Origin of the sequence: Nocardioides sp. P86, from assembly GCF_023712465.1 — a bacterium.
Lineage (GTDB): Bacteria > Actinomycetota > Actinomycetes > Propionibacteriales > Nocardioidaceae > Nocardioides > Nocardioides kribbensis.
Map to the genome: position 1 here is coordinate 496,088 of NZ_JAMAYE010000001.1, position 15,291 is coordinate 511,378.

Consider the following 15,291-nt stretch of genomic DNA (forward strand, 5'->3'; position numbering starts at 1 on the left):
GGCCAGGTGCTGTCCACCGCCGGCGGGTCGGCGGGAGCGCGGTCGGCGGTGGCCGGCAGCGCGGGCCGCCGGGGTGGGCCGGGGCGGGGCGGGCGTGTCCTAGGGTCGCGCCATGACCTTCTCGATCGTGGCCCGCTCCGCCGACGGTGAGTCCTGGGGCGTGGCGGTGGCCTCCAAGTTCCTCGCGGTCGGTGCGGCCGTGCCGGCCGCCGTGGCCCAGGTCGGCGCCCTCGCGACCCAGGCCGACGCCAACGTCGCCTACAAGGGCATGGCCCTCTCCCACCTCGACGACGGCGCCACCGCGGAGGTCGCCCTGCAGCGGCTGCTCGAGGAGGACCCGGGCCGCGACCACCGCCAGGTCGGCATCGTCGACGTCGACGGCGGCGCGGCCAGCCACACCGGCCCCGCCTGCCTCGCCTGGGCCGGCGGTGCGACGGGTGAGGGCTTCGCGATCCAGGGCAACGTGCTCGCCGGGGAGCACGTGGTCGAGGCCATGCGCACGGCCTGGGAGGGCTCCCCCGCCGACGCTCCCCTGGCGCGGCGCCTGCTCGCCGCCCTCGCGGCCGGCGACGACGCGGGCGGCGACAAGCGCGGCCGGCAGTCGGCCGCGCTGCTCGTGGTGAGCGACGGCGCCGGCTACGGCGGGCTCGACGACATCGCCGTGGACCTGCGCGTCGACGACCACGTCGACCCGCTGGCCGAGCTGGCCCGGCTGCTCGACCTCAACGACCTCTACCTCACCGCCTCGACCGAGGAGGAGAAGGTGCCGGTCACGCCCGAGCTCGAGGCCGAGCTCGCCGCCTTCGCCGCGGCCCAGGGCCAGCGCGACTTCCACGCCTGGGTCGGCACCGAGAACTACGAGATGCGGGTCGACCCCGAGCTGGCCTGGATCGACCGGCGGGTGCTCGACATCGTGCGCTCGACCGGCGCGTGAGCGCCGCCGGCGGGCCGGGCGCGTGGGCGCCGCGGCCGTGACCCGGGCATGAGCGGCCCGACCAGCGCGGAGGGCGCGGGCGTGCGGCTGGCCGTGCGGGTGACCTCCACCGCCGTCCACGTGGCCGGCCTCGCGCCCAACGGCGCCACGATCGCCACCTCTGCGCTCACCCTGCGCCACCACCGGCCGGCGCCCGACCAGGTCGAGACCTCCCCCGACGAGGTCTGGCAGGGCACGCTGAGCGCCGTCGCCGAGGTGGGCGCGGCGCTGCCCGAGGGCTGGGCGGTGGTCGAGGTCGCCGTCGGCGGCGACCCCCACACGCTGCTGGTCTGGGACCGCGAGACCCTCGGCGCGCCCCGACCCGCGATCACCGCAGGCGACCGTCGTACGACGGGGCTGTGCGAGCAGCTGCGCGCGGAGGGGGCCGCGGCGCACGTCGAGCTCCTCGCCGACCAGCCGCTGGACCACCGGGTCGCCGGCCCGCGGCTGCGCTGGCTGGCCGAGCACGAGCCGCACACGTGGGCGCTGGTGGAGGACGGCCGCTACGCCGTCGGCGGGGTGGAGTCCTACCTCGTCGCCCGGATGACCCGCGGGCTCGAGCACGTCACCGACGCCGCCCACGCCCGGCCGACGCTGCTGCTGGGTGCCGAGGGCTGGTCGGAGGAGCTGTGCGCCCTCTTCGGCGTGCCGCTCGACGCGCTGCCCGAGCTGGTCGAGGCCACGTCGCCGGCGCACGCGCCGACTCCCCGGCCCGACGCCCGGCCCGATCTGCGACCCGACGCCCGGCCCGACCTGCGCGTCGGAGCCTGGGGTCGCACCGACCCCCGCACGTTCGCCGGGCTGGCCGTGCCGGTCAGCGCGCTCGCGCCGGCCTGAGCCGGTCGCGGGCGGCCGCGGCCGCGTCGCGCTCGGCACGCGCGGCCTCGAGGGCGCCGGCCGCCTCGCCACGGGCGTCCTCGGCGTCGTCGAGCTCGTCGTCGACCTGCTCGGCGCGCGCCTCGGTCTCGGCCACGCGGCGACGCAGCTCGTCGAGGTCGGCCTGCAGCTGCATCGAGCGCGCCTCGAGCTCCTGCACGTGGGCCTGCGCCTGCTCGTGCTCGCCGGTAGCCGCCGCCAGCGCCTCCTCCGCCGACTCAAACCTCTCCTGGGCCGAGGCCAGGGCCTTCGCGTCGGCCTCCGGGTCGGGCACGACGCGCAGCTCGGGTCGCGGCGTCGGCGCGGCCTCGCGCGGCGCGGCCGCGTGGCCGAGCGCCGCCGGCAGCGCGAGGGCCGCGGCCACGTCGACCTCGTCGACGCCGGTGCTGGCGAGCGGACCCACGAGCAGGCCGCTGCGCACGGCGGCCCCGCAGCGCTCGTCGAGCACGGCGGCCGTGAGCGTGGCCTCCACCTGGTCGGCCACGGCCTGCGTCACCCGCACCCCCGCCTCGGCGGCCAGGGACCGCGCCTGCTGGGTCACCGCCGCCGTGAGCTGGCGGCGCTGACGCGTGAGGGCCCGCAGCTGGTCGGCCGACATGCCGGCCTGGGCCTCGCGCAGGGCCGAGCCCACGCTGAGCACCTGGTCGACCTGGGCGGCCTCGCGACGCACCAGGAGGTTGACCACCCAGGCCGCCGTCGACGGCTTGCGCAGCGCCTTGAGCGCGACGGCCAGGTCGGTGCCCTGGTGGGCCCTGGCCCGGGCGTCCCGCGCGGCGGTGAAGTCACCGGGCGGCAGCGCGTAGAGCTCGTCGGCGAGCTCGAGCACCGGGTCTGCCATCCGGCGAGCATAGGGCGGGGCCCGCGGGGGCTCCCACGGGCACCGGGGCCGCGACGTCGCCGACGTGCGGCCCGGGGCGCGGACCCGCGGCGGACGGGTCGCTCAGTCGTCGTCGAGGCCCTGCTCGATGGCGTAGCGGGTCAGCTCGACCCGGTTGTGCATCTGCAGCTTGCGCAGGGTGTTCTGCACGTGGTTCTGCACCGTGCGGTGGCTGAGCACGAGGCGCTCGGCGATCTGCTTGTAGGACAGCCCCTTGGCGACCATGCGCAGCACCTCGGTCTCGCGGTCGGTCAGCGCGTCGCGGGAGGGGTCGGGCGCGGTGGGCCCCTCGGCCATCCGCCGGAACTCCCCCAGCACCAGCCCGGCCAGGCCGGGGGTGAAGACCGAGTCGCCGCGCGCCACCCGACGCACGGCCTCGAGCAGCTCCTCGCGCGACGCCGACTTCACGAGGTAGCCGGTGGCCCCCGCCTTCACCGCCTCGAGCACGTCGGCCTGCTCGCCGGAGGCCGAGAGGATCAGCACGCGCGCCGACGGGTCGTGGCGCAGCACCCGGGCGGTGACCTCCACCCCGTCGGGCTCCGGGATGCGCAGGTCGAGCACCACGACCTGCGGGCGCGCGGCCGGGAAGCGGGCGATCGCCTCCGCCCCGGTGCCGGCCACCGCGACCACGTCGAAGCCCGCCGCCTGCAGGTCGCGCTCGACCGCGTCGCGCCACATCGGGTGGTCGTCGACCACCATCACCCGCACCGCTCGCTCCGCCATGGCCCGGACCCTACCCAGGTCGGCGGGCCCTGACGCGCGGTCGGCCGCGGGTCCCCCGGACCGTGAGGGTCAGCCCAGCCGCGAGTAGCGCCCCCGGCGGTGGCCGAGCGGCTCGACGTCGTCGCCCACCTCGACGTGCTCGACCAGGCAGGTCAGCAGCCGCGACCAGCCGGCCGGCTCGGCCGCGACCAGCCGCACCCCGGCCCACGTGGTGGCGTCGGCCAGCCGCGGCCCCCAGGCGGTCTCGGTGAACGCCGCCTGCCGGAAGGGCCCTCCGGGCGCGGGCGCCGTGCCGGCGAACTGGTCGGCCAGGTCGCGGTGCCCCCAGGCCAGCAGCTGCACCACGAGGGCGTCGCCCACGTCGACGGAGTCGGCGAGGTCGGAGTCGGGGTCGACCAGCCCGAGCACGCGGGCGGGCTCGCCCCCGGCCACCAGGAACGAGCTGACGGTGAGCCCGGCGCGCCCGGGCCCGGCGCCCGTGGTCCACAGCGAGACCGCGCCGCCGGTGCGGCCGCGGAGGCGGCGTACGGGGTCGGGATCGGGGTCGGCGAAGGGATGGGTGTCGTGGATGGTCATGCGTCCTCCTGTGCCGCGTCGCGGCGTACGACGAGCTCCCACTCGGTGCCGTGCGCGCCGGTGCTGAGCGTGGCGGTGCCGCCCAGGTCGACCATCCGGCCGACGACGGAGCCGCTCACCCCCATCCTGCCCTCGGCCTCGGCGCTCGCCAGCCGGCCGGGGGCGATGCCCGGGCCCTCGTCGCGCACCGAGACCTCCACCCGGGCGCCGAGGTCGTCGAGCAGCACCCAGGCCGGGGCCCCCTCGCCGACGTGACGCGCCACGTTGTCGAGGCAGGCTCCCACCGCCGCGGCGACCTCGCCCGCGACGTGACCGGGCAGCAGCACCGGCTCGGCCGGCACCACCACGGTCACGCCGGCCCGCTGCTCGAAGCGGGCCAGGGCGACCGCGAGGTCGACGGTCGCAGGGCCACCGGAGCCCGGCACCGCCCCGTCGGCCCCGTCGCTCCCGTCACCGCCGCGCCCCAGGGAGGCCTCCTCCTGCACGAGCCGGCGCAGCGCCGCCTCCTGCTCCCCGGCGAGCCGGGCCAGCTGCGCGCCGTCGCCGCCCAGCTCGCGACCGCGGCGCTGCACGAGCGCGAGCACCTGGAGCACGCCGTCGTGCACGGCGCGCGCCAGGCGCACGCGCTCGGCTGCGGCCGCGGCCGCGCGCTGCGCGAGGTCGCGCTCGGTGGCCATCTCCTGCAGCGAGCCGCACATGTAGCCCACGATCGGGCCGCCGATGACGAGCAGGAAGACGTTGCCGTAGTTGTTCTGCGTGAGGTCCTCGCGCACCAGCAGGTCGGTGCCGCCCAGCACCAGCCCCGCGACCAGGCCGCCGGCCCAGCGCCAGTGGACCGCCCAGGCCAGCAGGGCACCCATCACCCAGAAGCCGGGCAGCGACGCACTGAACCCGTCGCCCTTGAGCAGCGGCGTCACCGCCAGCGAGCCCACCGCGAGCCCGAGGTCGGCCACGAGCAGCAGCGCCGTGCGCCGCCGGACCACGGCGTACGCCGCGAGCGCCACGCCGGTCCACACGACCATGGCGACGACCGCCGCCGCGGCCCACCGCGGGTGCTGGAAGTTTTCCGCGCGGTAGAGGTTGAGCCCGACCGCGTTGGCCAGCACCACCACCCGCAGCACGGCGAGCGCCCGGAACAGCCGGTCCTCGACCGCCCGCGCGGCCGCGCTCGCGGGACCCACCGGTCTCAGCCCGCCGGTCTCAGGAGGCCTGGCGCCGGGAGTCCTCGGCGGCCTTCTCCTCCGCGCGCGCCCTCGCCTGCTCCTTGCCTTGCTCCTTGGCCTGCTCCTTGGCCTGCTCCTTGGCCAGGTCCTTGGCGCGGGTGGCGTACATGTCGACGTACTCCTGCTCGGAGAGCCGCATGATCTCGTACATGATCTCGTCGGTGACCGAGCGCAGGATGTAGCGGTCGTTCTCGAGGCCCTCGTAGCGCGAGAAGTCCAGGGGGCGGCCGAAGCGCACGATCGGCCGGGTGAACGAGCCGAACTTCTTGCCCGGGGGCGCCACGACATCGGTGCCGACGACGGCCACCGGGATCACCGGCACCCCGGTCTCCAGCGCGAGGCGGGCCACGCCGGTCTTGCCGCGGTAGAGCCGGCCGTCGTGGGAGCGGGTGCCCTCGGGGTAGATGCCGAAGAGCCCGCCCTCGCCGAGCACGCGCTTGGCCGACGCCAGCGCGCCCGCGGCCGCGTCGCCGCTGGTGCGGTCGATGGGGACCTGGCCGGAGCCGGAGAAGAACGTCCTCTGCAGCCAGCCCTTGAGGCCGGTGCCGGTGAAGTACTCCGCCTTGGCCACGAAGGTCACCCGCCGCGGCAGGGTCAGCGGCATGAAGAGCCAGTCGGCGTAGGAGAGGTGGTTGCTCGCCAGGATGGCCGGGCCCTCGGGGGGCACGTTGTCGCCGCCGAAGGTCTGGGGACGGAACACCACACGGAGCAGGGGGCCGATCGCTACCCACTTGAGGAACCAGTAGAACACCGAGACACCCTCCCCGACCTCGCACGCCTGTCACACCACGACCGCCAGCGCCGATCAGCTGGAGGGGCCGTCGGCCCGGGTCGCCAGGCGAAGACTAGGGCATGATCGCCGCCATGGAGACCCAGCCGCAGGTCCACCCGCAGGCGCAGCCGCTCTCGATCCCCGCGCGACCGGAGCTCACCGGCGGGCGGCGGGTGGGGGTGCTGCTCAGCCACGGGTTCACCGGCTCCCCCGCCTCGATGCGACCGTGGGGCGAGCGGCTCGCAGCCCGCGGCTACGCCGTCGAGGTGCCGCGCCTGCCCGGGCACGGCACGTCGTGGCAGGACCTCAACACCGTCGGCTGGTCGCAGTGGCGCGACGCGCTCGACGAGACCCTGGAGGAGCTGGCCGCGCGCTGCGACGCCGTCGTGCTCGCCGGGCTCTCCATGGGCGGGGCGCTGGTGCTGCGCCTGGCCGCCGACCACGCCGACGACCCCCGGGTGGCCGGCGTCGTCGTGGTCAACCCCGCGCTGGCGACGAAGCGTCTCGACGTCAGGCTGCTGCCCGTGCTCAAGCACGTCGTGCCGTCCTTCCCCGGCATCGTCAACGACATCAAGCGACCCGGCACCGACGAGCACGGCTACCACCGCACGCCGCTCAAGGCGGCCCACTCGATGATGCGCGCCTGGCCGGGGGTCGTGGCCGACCTGCCCCGCATCTCGGTCCCGCTGCTCTACCTGCGCTCCACCGTCGACCACGTCGTCGACGACTCCACCGAGCCGCTCGTGATGGACCGGATCTCCTCGCCCGACCGCACGCTGGTCCGGCTCGAGGACAGCTACCACGTCGCCACGCTCGACAACGACGCCCAGCGGATCGTGGAGGAGACGCTGCGCTTCCTCGAGCGGGTGACCGCGCCCGCCCGCTGACCGCGTACCGTGGGCCGGGTGCAGCGTGAACCCCACGACGCCGAGGACGGGTCGACCGACCCCCACGACGCCGCCTGGCGCGCGATCGTCGACAACTACGGCGACCGCCCCGAGCTCGACCCCGACGACCTCCCGGGGGCGGGGCCGCGCCACGACGACGCCGCGGCCGGCCCCGGGGACGCACCGGAGCCGCCCGCCGAGCGCGTGGGCCGGTGGCGCCTGGAGCCCGGGACCCCCGTCGAGGGGCCCCGCGACCCGTTCGCGCTGACCCCGGAGGACCGCTTCGTGCCGCCGGAGCCCCCGCCGGTGGACCGCCCGCCGCTCGACCGCCTCGCGGCGTGGGTCGGCGTGCTCGGCGCCCCGGTGGTCGTGGTGGCCCTGCTGCTGCTCTCCACCGTGCTCGGCGTCGGCTTCCCCGGCTGGCTGCTGCTCCTGCTGGTGGCCGCCTTCATCGGCGGGTTCCTCTACCTCGTGGCCCGCATGCCGCGCGAGCCCCGCGACCCCTGGGACGACGGCGCCCAGGTCTGAGCCCCACCCGCGGGCGTCGGCACCCGGGCGGCCTCAGCCTCCGGCGGCCTCGCGCGCCAGGTACGCCGCACCGACGACACCGGCCTCGGGGCCGAAGCGGGCCCGCAGCACGGGGGGCACGCGGCGGTGGGCGGCGCCGACCAGCGACCTGGCCAGGGCCGAGCGGGCCGGCTCGAGCAGTCGGTCGCCCGCGGCCGAGACCCCGCCGCCGACCACGACGACCTCGGGGTCGAAGGCGGCCACGAGGTTGGCCAGGCCGACACCGAGCCAGTCGCCGACCGACGCGAAGGCCTGCCGGGCCAGCAGGTCGCCGTGCTCGGCGGCCTCGGTGACCATCGGGCCGAGCAGCCGCTCCGGCACGCCACCGCACATCTCCTCGAGCACCGTCGGCTCGTGGCCGAGGCGGTCGCGGGCGAAGCGGACCAGGGCGTTGCCGCTGGAGTACTGCTCCCAGCAACCCCGGCCCCCGCACTCGCACGGCGCGCCGTCGGGCACGACCTGCGCGTGACCGAACTCGCCGGCCATGCCGTTGGTGCCGCGGTGCACCCGCCCGCCCAGCACGACCGCACCCCCGATCCCGGTGCCCATCGTGACCACCAGGGCCTCCGAGGTGCCCCGGGCGGAGCCGGCCACGCACTCGGCCAGCGCGGCGCAGTTGGCGTCGTTGTCGAGGGCGACCACGGTCTCCCAGCGCGCGGCCAGCCGGGCGCGCACGTCCTCGCCGCGCCAGGGCAGGTGCGGGGCGAACATCACCCGCTCCCCCGCCGCGTCGACGAAGCCGGCCGCGGCCAGGCCCACCCCCGCGACCGGTCGTCCGTCGGCCACCTCGCGCACGGCCTCGTCGAGGGCGGTCTCCACCAGACCCACCTCGACGCGGCGGCCCGGGGTGGAGCGGCGGGCGATGCGCGGCAGGGAGTCGTCGGGGGCGACCTCGGCGGCGAGCACCTTGGTGCCGCCGACGTCGACGCCGATGAACAGCCCGGTGCCGTCGCGCGACGCCGACTCGTGGGGCGGGGCCACGTCAGTAGCGCGCGAGGTCGGCGGCGCCGATGAGGCCCGCGCGGTTGCCCAGACGGGCCTTGCGGATCTCCAGGCTGGGGCGGTGCCCCCGCCCGGTGAGGTTGGCCGCGAAGGCCTGGCGGATCGGGCCCAGCAACAGCTCGCCGGCCTCGCTGACCCCGCCGCCGATCACCACGACGGCCGGGTCGAGCACGGCGGTGAGCGAGGCGATGCCCTCCCCGAGCCAGCGACCGAGGTCGGCCAGCTGCTCCACGGCGAAGGGGTCGCCCTCGCGCGCGGCCTCGGTGATGAGGGGGCCGGTGATCGCCTCGGCCGCCCCGCCGGCGCGGTCGAGCAGGGTGCGCGCCAGCAGCGAGCCGCCCGCGGCGGCGCCGCGGGTCTCGCGCACCAGCGCCGAGCCGCTGGCGTACTGCTCGAAGCAGCCGTAGTTGCCGCAGCCGCACAGGTGCCCGCCCGGCACGACCCGCATGTGGCCGATCTCGGCGCCGACACCGAAGGCGCCGCGCCGCAGGTGGCCGTCGAGCACCAGCCCGCCGCCGACGCCGGTGCCGACGGTGACGAGCAGCAGGTCGTCGACGTCGTGGCCCGCACCGAAGCGGAACTCGCCCCAGGCGGCGGCGTTGGCGTCGTTCTCGATCACCACCGGCAGGTCGACGCGCGCCTCCAGCTCCGCCTTGAGGTCGACGTGGCGCCAGGCGATGTTGGGCGCGAACATCACCACGGCGCGCGACTTGTCGACGTAGCCCGCGGCGCCGACGCCCACGCGGGTGATGTCGTGGCGGCTGCGCAGCTCGGTCACCAGCCCGGCGATGGCCAGCTCGATGGCCTCCTCGTCGGAGGCCGGGGAGACCACGCGCAGCTCCTCGAGGATGCTGCCGTCCTCGTCGACCACGCCTCCCGCGATCTTGGTGCCGCCGACGTCGATGCCGCACGTGAGCGTCACTGGTCCTCCTGGAGGTGCTGGGTCTGGTGCTGGGTCTGGTGCTGGGTCTGGTGCTGGGTCTGGTGCTGGGTCTGGTGGTGCGGGGTCTGGTCGGGCTGCTCGGCCCGCGGTGGCCGGGCCGGGTCGGGCGGGCCGGGCGGGCCAGGCGGGTCGTCGTCGAGGTCGATGTGCTGCACCCGGGACGGGCGTCGCTCGGCCGCGGCCCCGGTGGGGTCGGCCTCCGAGCGGTCGGCCCCCGTGGTGCGGGGGCCGGCGTCGTCGGGCACCTGGGTGGCCAGGACCCCGGCGGCGGCCTGCACGAGGGAGGAGGCCGCGGAGGTGAGGTGGGCCCGCACCTCCGGGCTGAGCTGGCGCACCGCGGTGACCGCACGGCAGACCGGGCACCAGGCGCACTCGGGGGCACCTGTGGCGAGGTTGTCCTGGAGACCGCGGTGCACGTGCTCGCCGACGCGGGCGGCCTGCTCGGCCACCTGCTCGGCCAGCCCCGAGAGGCCGGCGCCGAGGCCCGACCCCAGTCCCGCACCCAGGCCTGCGCCGAGGCCGGGGCCCTGGTCGCGGGCCCAGTCGGCGAGGGCGCCCATGAGCTTCGCGGCCTCCTCGGCCACGTCGCCCACGTCCTCACCGGACCCGCTGGGCGCGTCCGGCTCGCCCGCAGCGCCCGGCGGCTGCTCCTCCGGCCCGGTCACGACGTGCGCTCCCGTCGCGGGGGCACGTCCACGGCCGCGGCGGGAGCCCCGGCGAAGCGCACCTGCAGCTCCCCGTCGACCACGCCCGCGCCGACGAGGTCGAGGCGCGCGAGGGCGGTGGGCAGGGTGAGCAGGCGGCGGTAGGACCCCACGGTCACGACGAGGTCGTCGGCGGTGCGGGCCAGGTCGACCTCCGAGCGGGTGGTGCCGGGCAGGGCCAGGCGCAGGACGGCGCCGTCGCTGCTGCGGGTGATGCGGAAGGGGCCGGGCCCCGTGGGCGCGGCGAGCGGGTCGTCCCCGGCGTAGAGCTCCTCGGCCAGGCCGCGCAGCGCCTCGAGGCCGACCGGCTCCTGCGCGCGGTAGGCCGCGCGCCACACCGGGAGGCCCGCGAAGGACTCCTCGACGCCGGCCAGCACGTCGTCCTGGGCCAGCACCCAGCCGGCGCGCCAGTCGTCGGAGCCGCCGGCCGGGAAGACGCGGTTGGCCACGACACCGTCGACGCGGTAGCCGAAGAGCGACAGCGTCGTGTGGAGGCGACGGGCCTCGGCCACGACGACCTGCTCGGGGGTGAGCACGAGGCGCACGCTGGCCTCGGGCCCCGAGAGCAGCGCCTGCACCTCGACCAGGTCGGCGTGCAGCCGCTCCAGCGCGCCCAGGACGGAGTCGGCGGGCAGCGGCACGCCCGCCGCGCGGGTCAGCACGGGGCGCAGCGCGCGCACCAGGCGCCGGTCGGCGGGCAGCGCGCGCTCGACGTACCACCCCAGCGCCTCCGGCAGGGCCAGCAGCCGCAGGGTCTCGGCGGTGGGCGCGCAGTCGACGACCACGACGTCCCACTCGCCGGTGAGGGCCTGGGTGCGCAGCTCGAGCAGCGCCAGCACCTCCTCGGCGCCGGGCACCACGGTGAGCTCCTCGGCGGTGACCGCGTCGACGCCGGCGCGGTCGAGCACGGAGAGCAGGTAGCCCTGCACCTCCACCCAGGACTGCTGGAAGCGCAGCTGCGCGTCGACCTGCTGCACGCTCAGGTGCGGCGCGACCTGGGTCGGCTCGCTGCCCACCGCCACACCGAAGGCGTCGGCCAGCGAGTGGGCGCCGTCGGTGGAGAGCAGCAGGGTGCGATGACCCTCGGCGGCGGCACGGGCGGCCGTGCCGGCGGCGACGGTCGACTTGCCCACGCCGCCCTTGCCGGTGAACAGCAGGATGCGCACTGGTGCGTCCCGGTCAGGCGATCGACTCGACGCGCTTCTTCAAGCCCTTCAGCGCCGTGTCGATGAGGATCTTCTCGCCGCGGCGCTTGAGCATGCCGATGAGCGGGATGGTGACGTCGAGCGCGAGGCGGTAGGTGACCTCGGTGGAGCCGCCGGGCAGGGCACGCAGGGTGTAGGCACCGTCGAGGGAGCGCAGCATCTTGCCCTCGACCAGGGTCCAGGTGACCTCGCGGTCGCCCGACCAGGTGTAGGCCAGGGTGTACTCGTCCTTGATCGGGGCGACGTCGAGGACGAAGAAGACCTGCGCGGCCCGGTCGCCGCTGCCGGGCTCGACGACCTCGACCGTCTTCACGCCCTTGGCCCAGGCGGGGTACGACGGGAAGTCGGCGATCACCGCCATGACGTCGGCCGGCGCGGCGTCGATCACGATCGACGACGTGGTCTGCTCGGCCACGCGAGCCTCCTTGTTCCTACGGCGTTCTTGCGGCTTGGTCTGGGGCTCGGCCGGTGGCGGGCGCCTCGGCCGGGTGGGATCCGGGCGACCCGGCGGCCGCACGTCGACCTGGCAGGTCCGCCACGGGGCACGCCGGTGACGGGGGCAGGTCGATTCGCGAGCGTACCGGATGCCGCGCCCACGACCCCCAGCGGTAACCTGCGCCGGGACCGACCTCCTCGCGGTCGCGCCCGGACGGCCGACGACCGCCCGCTCCGGATCCGCTCCGGACCCCCGCCAGCACCCCACAGGAGGCACCGTGCGTGAGTTCTCCACGCCCCTGACCATCGAGGTCCCCGCGACCGGCAACCTCACCGACGACGTCGTGCGCAACGCCGCCGAGGCCCCCGACGCGGTCGTCTTCAGCCGGCCCGCCCCCGACGGGTCGGGGTGGGCCGACGTCACCGCGGCCACGTTCCTCGCCGAGGTGCGCGGCGTCGCCAAGGGCCTGGTCGCCGCCGGGATCGAGGCCGGCGACCGCGTCGCGCTGATCTCCAAGACCCGCTACGAGTGGACACTGCTCGACTACGCGATCTGGTTCGCCGGCGCCGTCACCGTGCCGGTCTACGAGACCTCCTCCGAGGAGCAGGTCGCCTGGATCCTGCACGACTCCGGGGCCCGCGCGGTCGTGGCGGAGACCAGCGCCCACGTCGCCCGCGTGAGCGCCGTGCGGCGCGACCTGGAGGACCTCGTCCACGTCTGGTCGATCACCGACAACGCCGTCGACGTGCTCACCCGCCTCGGCGGCGACGTCACCGACGCCGAGCTGGAGGCACGACGTACGACGGCGACGCCGCTGGACCTGGCCACCCTGATCTACACCTCCGGCACCACCGGGCGGCCCAAGGGCTGCATGCTCACCCACGGCAACTTCATGTTCGAGCTGGGCGTGGCCGTCGACGAGCTGGAGCGGCTCTTCGAGGCCGAGGGCGCCTCGACCCTGCTCTTCCTGCCGCTGGCCCACGTCTTCGCCCGGATCATCCAGGTCGGCGCGGTCAAGTCGCGCACCCGGCTGGGCCACAGCGCCGACATCACGCACCTGCTCGACGACCTCCAGGTCTTCCGCCCCACCTTCATCCTCGCGGTGCCCCGCGTCTTCGAGAAGGTCTTCAACACCGCCTCGCAGAAGGCGGCCGCCGACGGCCGCGGCGCGATCTTCGACAAGGCCGCCGAGACCGCCATCGCCTACTCCCGCGGCCTCGACAGGGGCCGCCCGTCGCTGGCGGTCAAGGCCCGCCACGCCGTCTTCTCCCGGCTCGTCTACGCCAAGCTGCGCGCCGCCCTCGGCGGGGAGTGCACCCACGCCGTGTCGGGCGGGGCGCCGCTGGGCGAGCGGCTGGGCCACTTCTACCGCGGGATCGGCCTCACCGTGCTCGAGGGCTACGGCCTCACCGAGACCACCGCGGCGCTCACCGTCAACCTGCCCGACGCCGCCAAGATCGGCACGGTGGGTCGCCCGCTGCCCGGCACGGCCGTGCGCGTGGCCGACGACGGCGAGCTGCTCTTCCGGGGCGGCCAGGTGTTCGCCGGCTACTGGCGCAACGAGGCAGCCACCGCCGAGTCGCTCGAGCGCGACGGCTGGTTCCACACCGGCGACGTCGGCGAGGTCGACGACGAGGGCTTCGTGCGGATCACCGGGCGCAAGAAGGAGATCCTGGTGACCGCCGGCGGCAAGAACGTCGCTCCCGCGGTGCTGGAGGACCGGCTGCGCGCCCACCCCCTGGTCGACCAGTGCATCGTGGTCGGCGACGGCCAGCCCTTCATCGGCGCCCTGGTCACCCTCGACCCCGAGTCGCTGGCCGCGTGGGCCCAGACCCACGGCAAGACCGGCGGCGTCGAGGCGCTCGTCGACGACCCCGACCTCCAGGCGGAGATCGAGGCCGGCGTCGAGGAGGCCAACAAGGCGGTCTCGAAGGCGGAGTCGATCCGCAAGTTCCGCGTGCTCACCGAGGAGTGGACCGAGGAGGGCGGCCAGCTCACCCCGAGCCTCAAGCTCAAGCGCAACGTCGTCATGCGCCAGCTGCGCGCCGAGGTGGACGCGCTCTACTCCTGACGCATCCGACCGACGCATCCGACCGGCACGGCTCAGGGCCGGGGTTCGCTTCTTCCCCGGGTCCCGCCCCCTCGGCAGCGGGCCACCGGTCGAAGGACGGGTGACCCAGCCCGTGCCGCCTCGCCCGCTGCGCAATTGCGCGATCCACGCACCCGGATCACGCAATTGCGCCGCGACGACGGCACGACTGACGCTCGACGAGCTCTGCGCCACTTCGACCACCAAGCCGGCCCCCACCCCGCACCAACCACGCAAAGCCCGGCCCCCACCACCCCACCGCTCCCCCACCCTGCGCAATTGCGCGATCCACGCACCCGCATCACGCAATTGCGCCGTACCGACGGCACGGCTGACGCACGGCGAGCTCTGCGCCACTTCGACCACCAGCCCGGCCCCCACCCCGCACCAACCACGCAAAGCCCGGCCCCCACCACCCCACCGCGCCCCCCACCCCGCGCAATTGCGCGATCCACGCACCCGTCAGCCGAGCCCACGGGTGTCCGAGGCGTCCCAGGCGCCCCACGAGCACCCGGAGTCCCACCCGACGAGACGGCGGGGCCTTTTGCTCAGCAGCGGTGGCGATTGACCGAAAAGCCAGATGCACCGCCAGCGCGTCCCTAGCATGAGTCGCGGAGGGGCGCCAGGGCCGGATCGGCCCGGGCGCCGGTGCACGGGGCCCGAGGGCGGTCCCGTCTGAGCCGAGGAGAGGTCACCGACGATGGACCGACGCAGGGTGCTCCTGGTGGTCGCGGCCGTGGTGGCCGCCCTGGGCACGGTGCTGGTGTTCCTCTACGTGCAGGGAGCCGACAACCGGGCCGAGGCGCAGTTCGCGACCCAGGAGGTGCTGGTCGCCAACACCCAGATCGAGCGCGGGGAGACCGTGCGCCAGGCCCTCGACAGCGGCAAGCTGTCACGCGAGGCCGTCGCCGAGGGGCAGATCCTGCCCGGGGCGCTGAGCGAGGCCACCGACGTCGCCGACCTGGTCGCCCTCACCACGATCTACCCCGGTGAGCAGATCGTGCCGCAGAAGCTCGGGGCCACCGCGGCCGGCGAGTCGCCGCTCACCATCCCGCCGGGCAAGATCGCGGTCTCGGTCAACCTCACCGACCCCGCCCGGGTCGCCGGCTTCATCACCCCCGGCTCGGAGGTGGCCATCATCTACAACGGCACCGACCCGGCCGGCCAGCAGTTCACCCGCACGCTGATGACGCGTGCCACCGTCCTGGGCGTCGGCTCCACCACCCCGGTCAGCGTGGCCGCCGCCGCCGACGGGCAGGAGGCCCCCGCGCCGGCGGAGCAGGTGCCCAACACGCTGCTCACCCTCGCCGTCGACCAGGCGCAGGCCCAGCGCATCCTGTTCGCCCAGGGCTCCGGGGAGCTGACCTTCGCGCTGCTGACCCCCGAGGCCAACCTCAAGGCCGACCCGGGCGTCACCGCCGAGAACCTCTTCGGGTGA

General features: G+C 75.8%; 16 protein-coding genes. 6 read left to right on the plus strand and 10 right to left on the minus strand.

Annotated features, from left to right (window positions below; translation table 11 throughout):
- Positions 1–112 precede the first annotated feature (112 nt).
- Both M3673_RS02290 and M3673_RS02295 read left to right on the plus strand, forming a co-directional pair.
- Positions 113–934, plus strand: a complete 822-nt coding sequence (locus M3673_RS02290; RefSeq protein WP_251531223.1) for a DUF1028 domain-containing protein — start codon at positions 113–115, stop codon at positions 932–934.
- A 48-nt stretch (positions 935–982) separates the two neighbouring features.
- Entirely contained in the window at positions 983–1,810 is an 828-nt protein-coding gene (locus M3673_RS02295) for an FGGY family carbohydrate kinase (RefSeq protein WP_251531225.1), read from the plus strand.
- Here M3673_RS02295 and M3673_RS02300 read toward each other — a convergent pair.
- From M3673_RS02300 to M3673_RS02320, 5 genes are all read right to left on the minus strand, one after another.
- On the minus strand, positions 1,788–2,687 hold the full coding sequence (locus tag M3673_RS02300) for a hypothetical protein (protein WP_251531226.1): 900 nt from the start codon (positions 2,685–2,687) through the stop codon (positions 1,788–1,790). The genes M3673_RS02295 and M3673_RS02300 overlap by 23 nt on opposite strands.
- A gap of 102 nt (positions 2,688–2,789) precedes the next feature.
- A complete protein-coding gene (locus M3673_RS02305; RefSeq protein WP_251531228.1) occupies positions 2,790–3,449 on the minus strand; it encodes a response regulator transcription factor in 660 nt (219 codons plus the stop codon).
- A 69-nt stretch (positions 3,450–3,518) separates the two neighbouring features.
- Complete coding sequence (locus tag M3673_RS02310) at positions 3,519–4,025, minus strand: flavin reductase family protein (RefSeq protein ID WP_251531230.1); 507 nt, start codon at positions 4,023–4,025, stop codon at positions 3,519–3,521.
- Complete coding sequence (gene macS, locus M3673_RS02315) at positions 4,022–5,206, minus strand: MacS family sensor histidine kinase (RefSeq protein ID WP_251531232.1); 1,185 nt, start codon at positions 5,204–5,206, stop codon at positions 4,022–4,024. The genes M3673_RS02310 and macS overlap by 4 nt, the downstream gene beginning before the upstream one ends.
- 19 nt (positions 5,207–5,225) lie before the next feature.
- Positions 5,226–5,999, minus strand: a complete 774-nt coding sequence (locus tag M3673_RS02320; RefSeq protein ID WP_251531234.1) for a lysophospholipid acyltransferase family protein — start codon at positions 5,997–5,999, stop codon at positions 5,226–5,228.
- A 101-nt stretch (positions 6,000–6,100) separates the two neighbouring features.
- Between M3673_RS02320 and M3673_RS02325 the strand changes: the two genes are divergently transcribed.
- Positions 6,101–6,907, plus strand: coding sequence for a carboxylesterase (locus M3673_RS02325; protein ID WP_227489286.1), 807 nt, complete (start codon positions 6,101–6,103; stop codon positions 6,905–6,907).
- An 18-nt stretch (positions 6,908–6,925) separates the two neighbouring features.
- Positions 6,926–7,435, plus strand: a complete 510-nt coding sequence (locus tag M3673_RS02330) for a hypothetical protein (RefSeq protein WP_251531237.1) — start codon at positions 6,926–6,928, stop codon at positions 7,433–7,435.
- Positions 7,436–7,468: 33 nt separating this feature from the next.
- Here M3673_RS02330 and M3673_RS02335 read toward each other — a convergent pair whose 3' ends face one another.
- From M3673_RS02335 to M3673_RS19515, 5 genes are read right to left on the minus strand one after another with little or no spacing between them, the layout of a single operon-like run.
- Positions 7,469–8,455 carry an ROK family protein gene (locus tag M3673_RS02335; RefSeq protein ID WP_251531238.1) on the minus strand — a complete coding sequence of 329 codons (987 nt, stop codon included), beginning with the start codon at positions 8,453–8,455 and terminating at the stop codon, positions 7,469–7,471.
- A gap of 1 nt (position 8,456) precedes the next feature.
- Positions 8,457–9,398, minus strand: coding sequence for an ROK family glucokinase (locus tag M3673_RS02340; RefSeq protein WP_056862474.1), 942 nt, complete (start codon positions 9,396–9,398; stop codon positions 8,457–8,459).
- Positions 9,395–10,084 (minus strand): hypothetical protein, encoded by a 690-nt coding sequence (locus tag M3673_RS19510; protein WP_251531240.1) that lies wholly within the window; start codon positions 10,082–10,084, stop codon positions 9,395–9,397. The genes M3673_RS02340 and M3673_RS19510 overlap by 4 nt, the downstream gene beginning before the upstream one ends.
- Positions 10,081–11,289 carry an ArsA family ATPase gene (locus M3673_RS02350; protein ID WP_251531242.1) on the minus strand — a complete coding sequence of 403 codons (1,209 nt, stop codon included), beginning with the start codon at positions 11,287–11,289 and terminating at the stop codon, positions 10,081–10,083. Before M3673_RS02350 ends, M3673_RS19510 begins: the two co-directional genes overlap by 4 nt.
- A gap of 13 nt (positions 11,290–11,302) precedes the next feature.
- Positions 11,303–11,743, minus strand: a complete 441-nt coding sequence (locus M3673_RS19515; protein WP_056862471.1) for an SRPBCC family protein — start codon at positions 11,741–11,743, stop codon at positions 11,303–11,305.
- 298 nt (positions 11,744–12,041) lie between these two features.
- Between M3673_RS19515 and M3673_RS02360 the strand changes: the two genes are divergently transcribed.
- Positions 12,042–13,835 carry an AMP-dependent synthetase/ligase gene (locus M3673_RS02360; RefSeq protein ID WP_251531244.1) on the plus strand — a complete coding sequence of 598 codons (1,794 nt, stop codon included), beginning with the start codon at positions 12,042–12,044 and terminating at the stop codon, positions 13,833–13,835.
- A 718-nt stretch (positions 13,836–14,553) separates the two neighbouring features.
- Positions 14,554–15,291 (plus strand): Flp pilus assembly protein CpaB, encoded by a 738-nt coding sequence (gene cpaB, locus M3673_RS02365; protein ID WP_056862469.1) that lies wholly within the window; start codon positions 14,554–14,556, stop codon positions 15,289–15,291.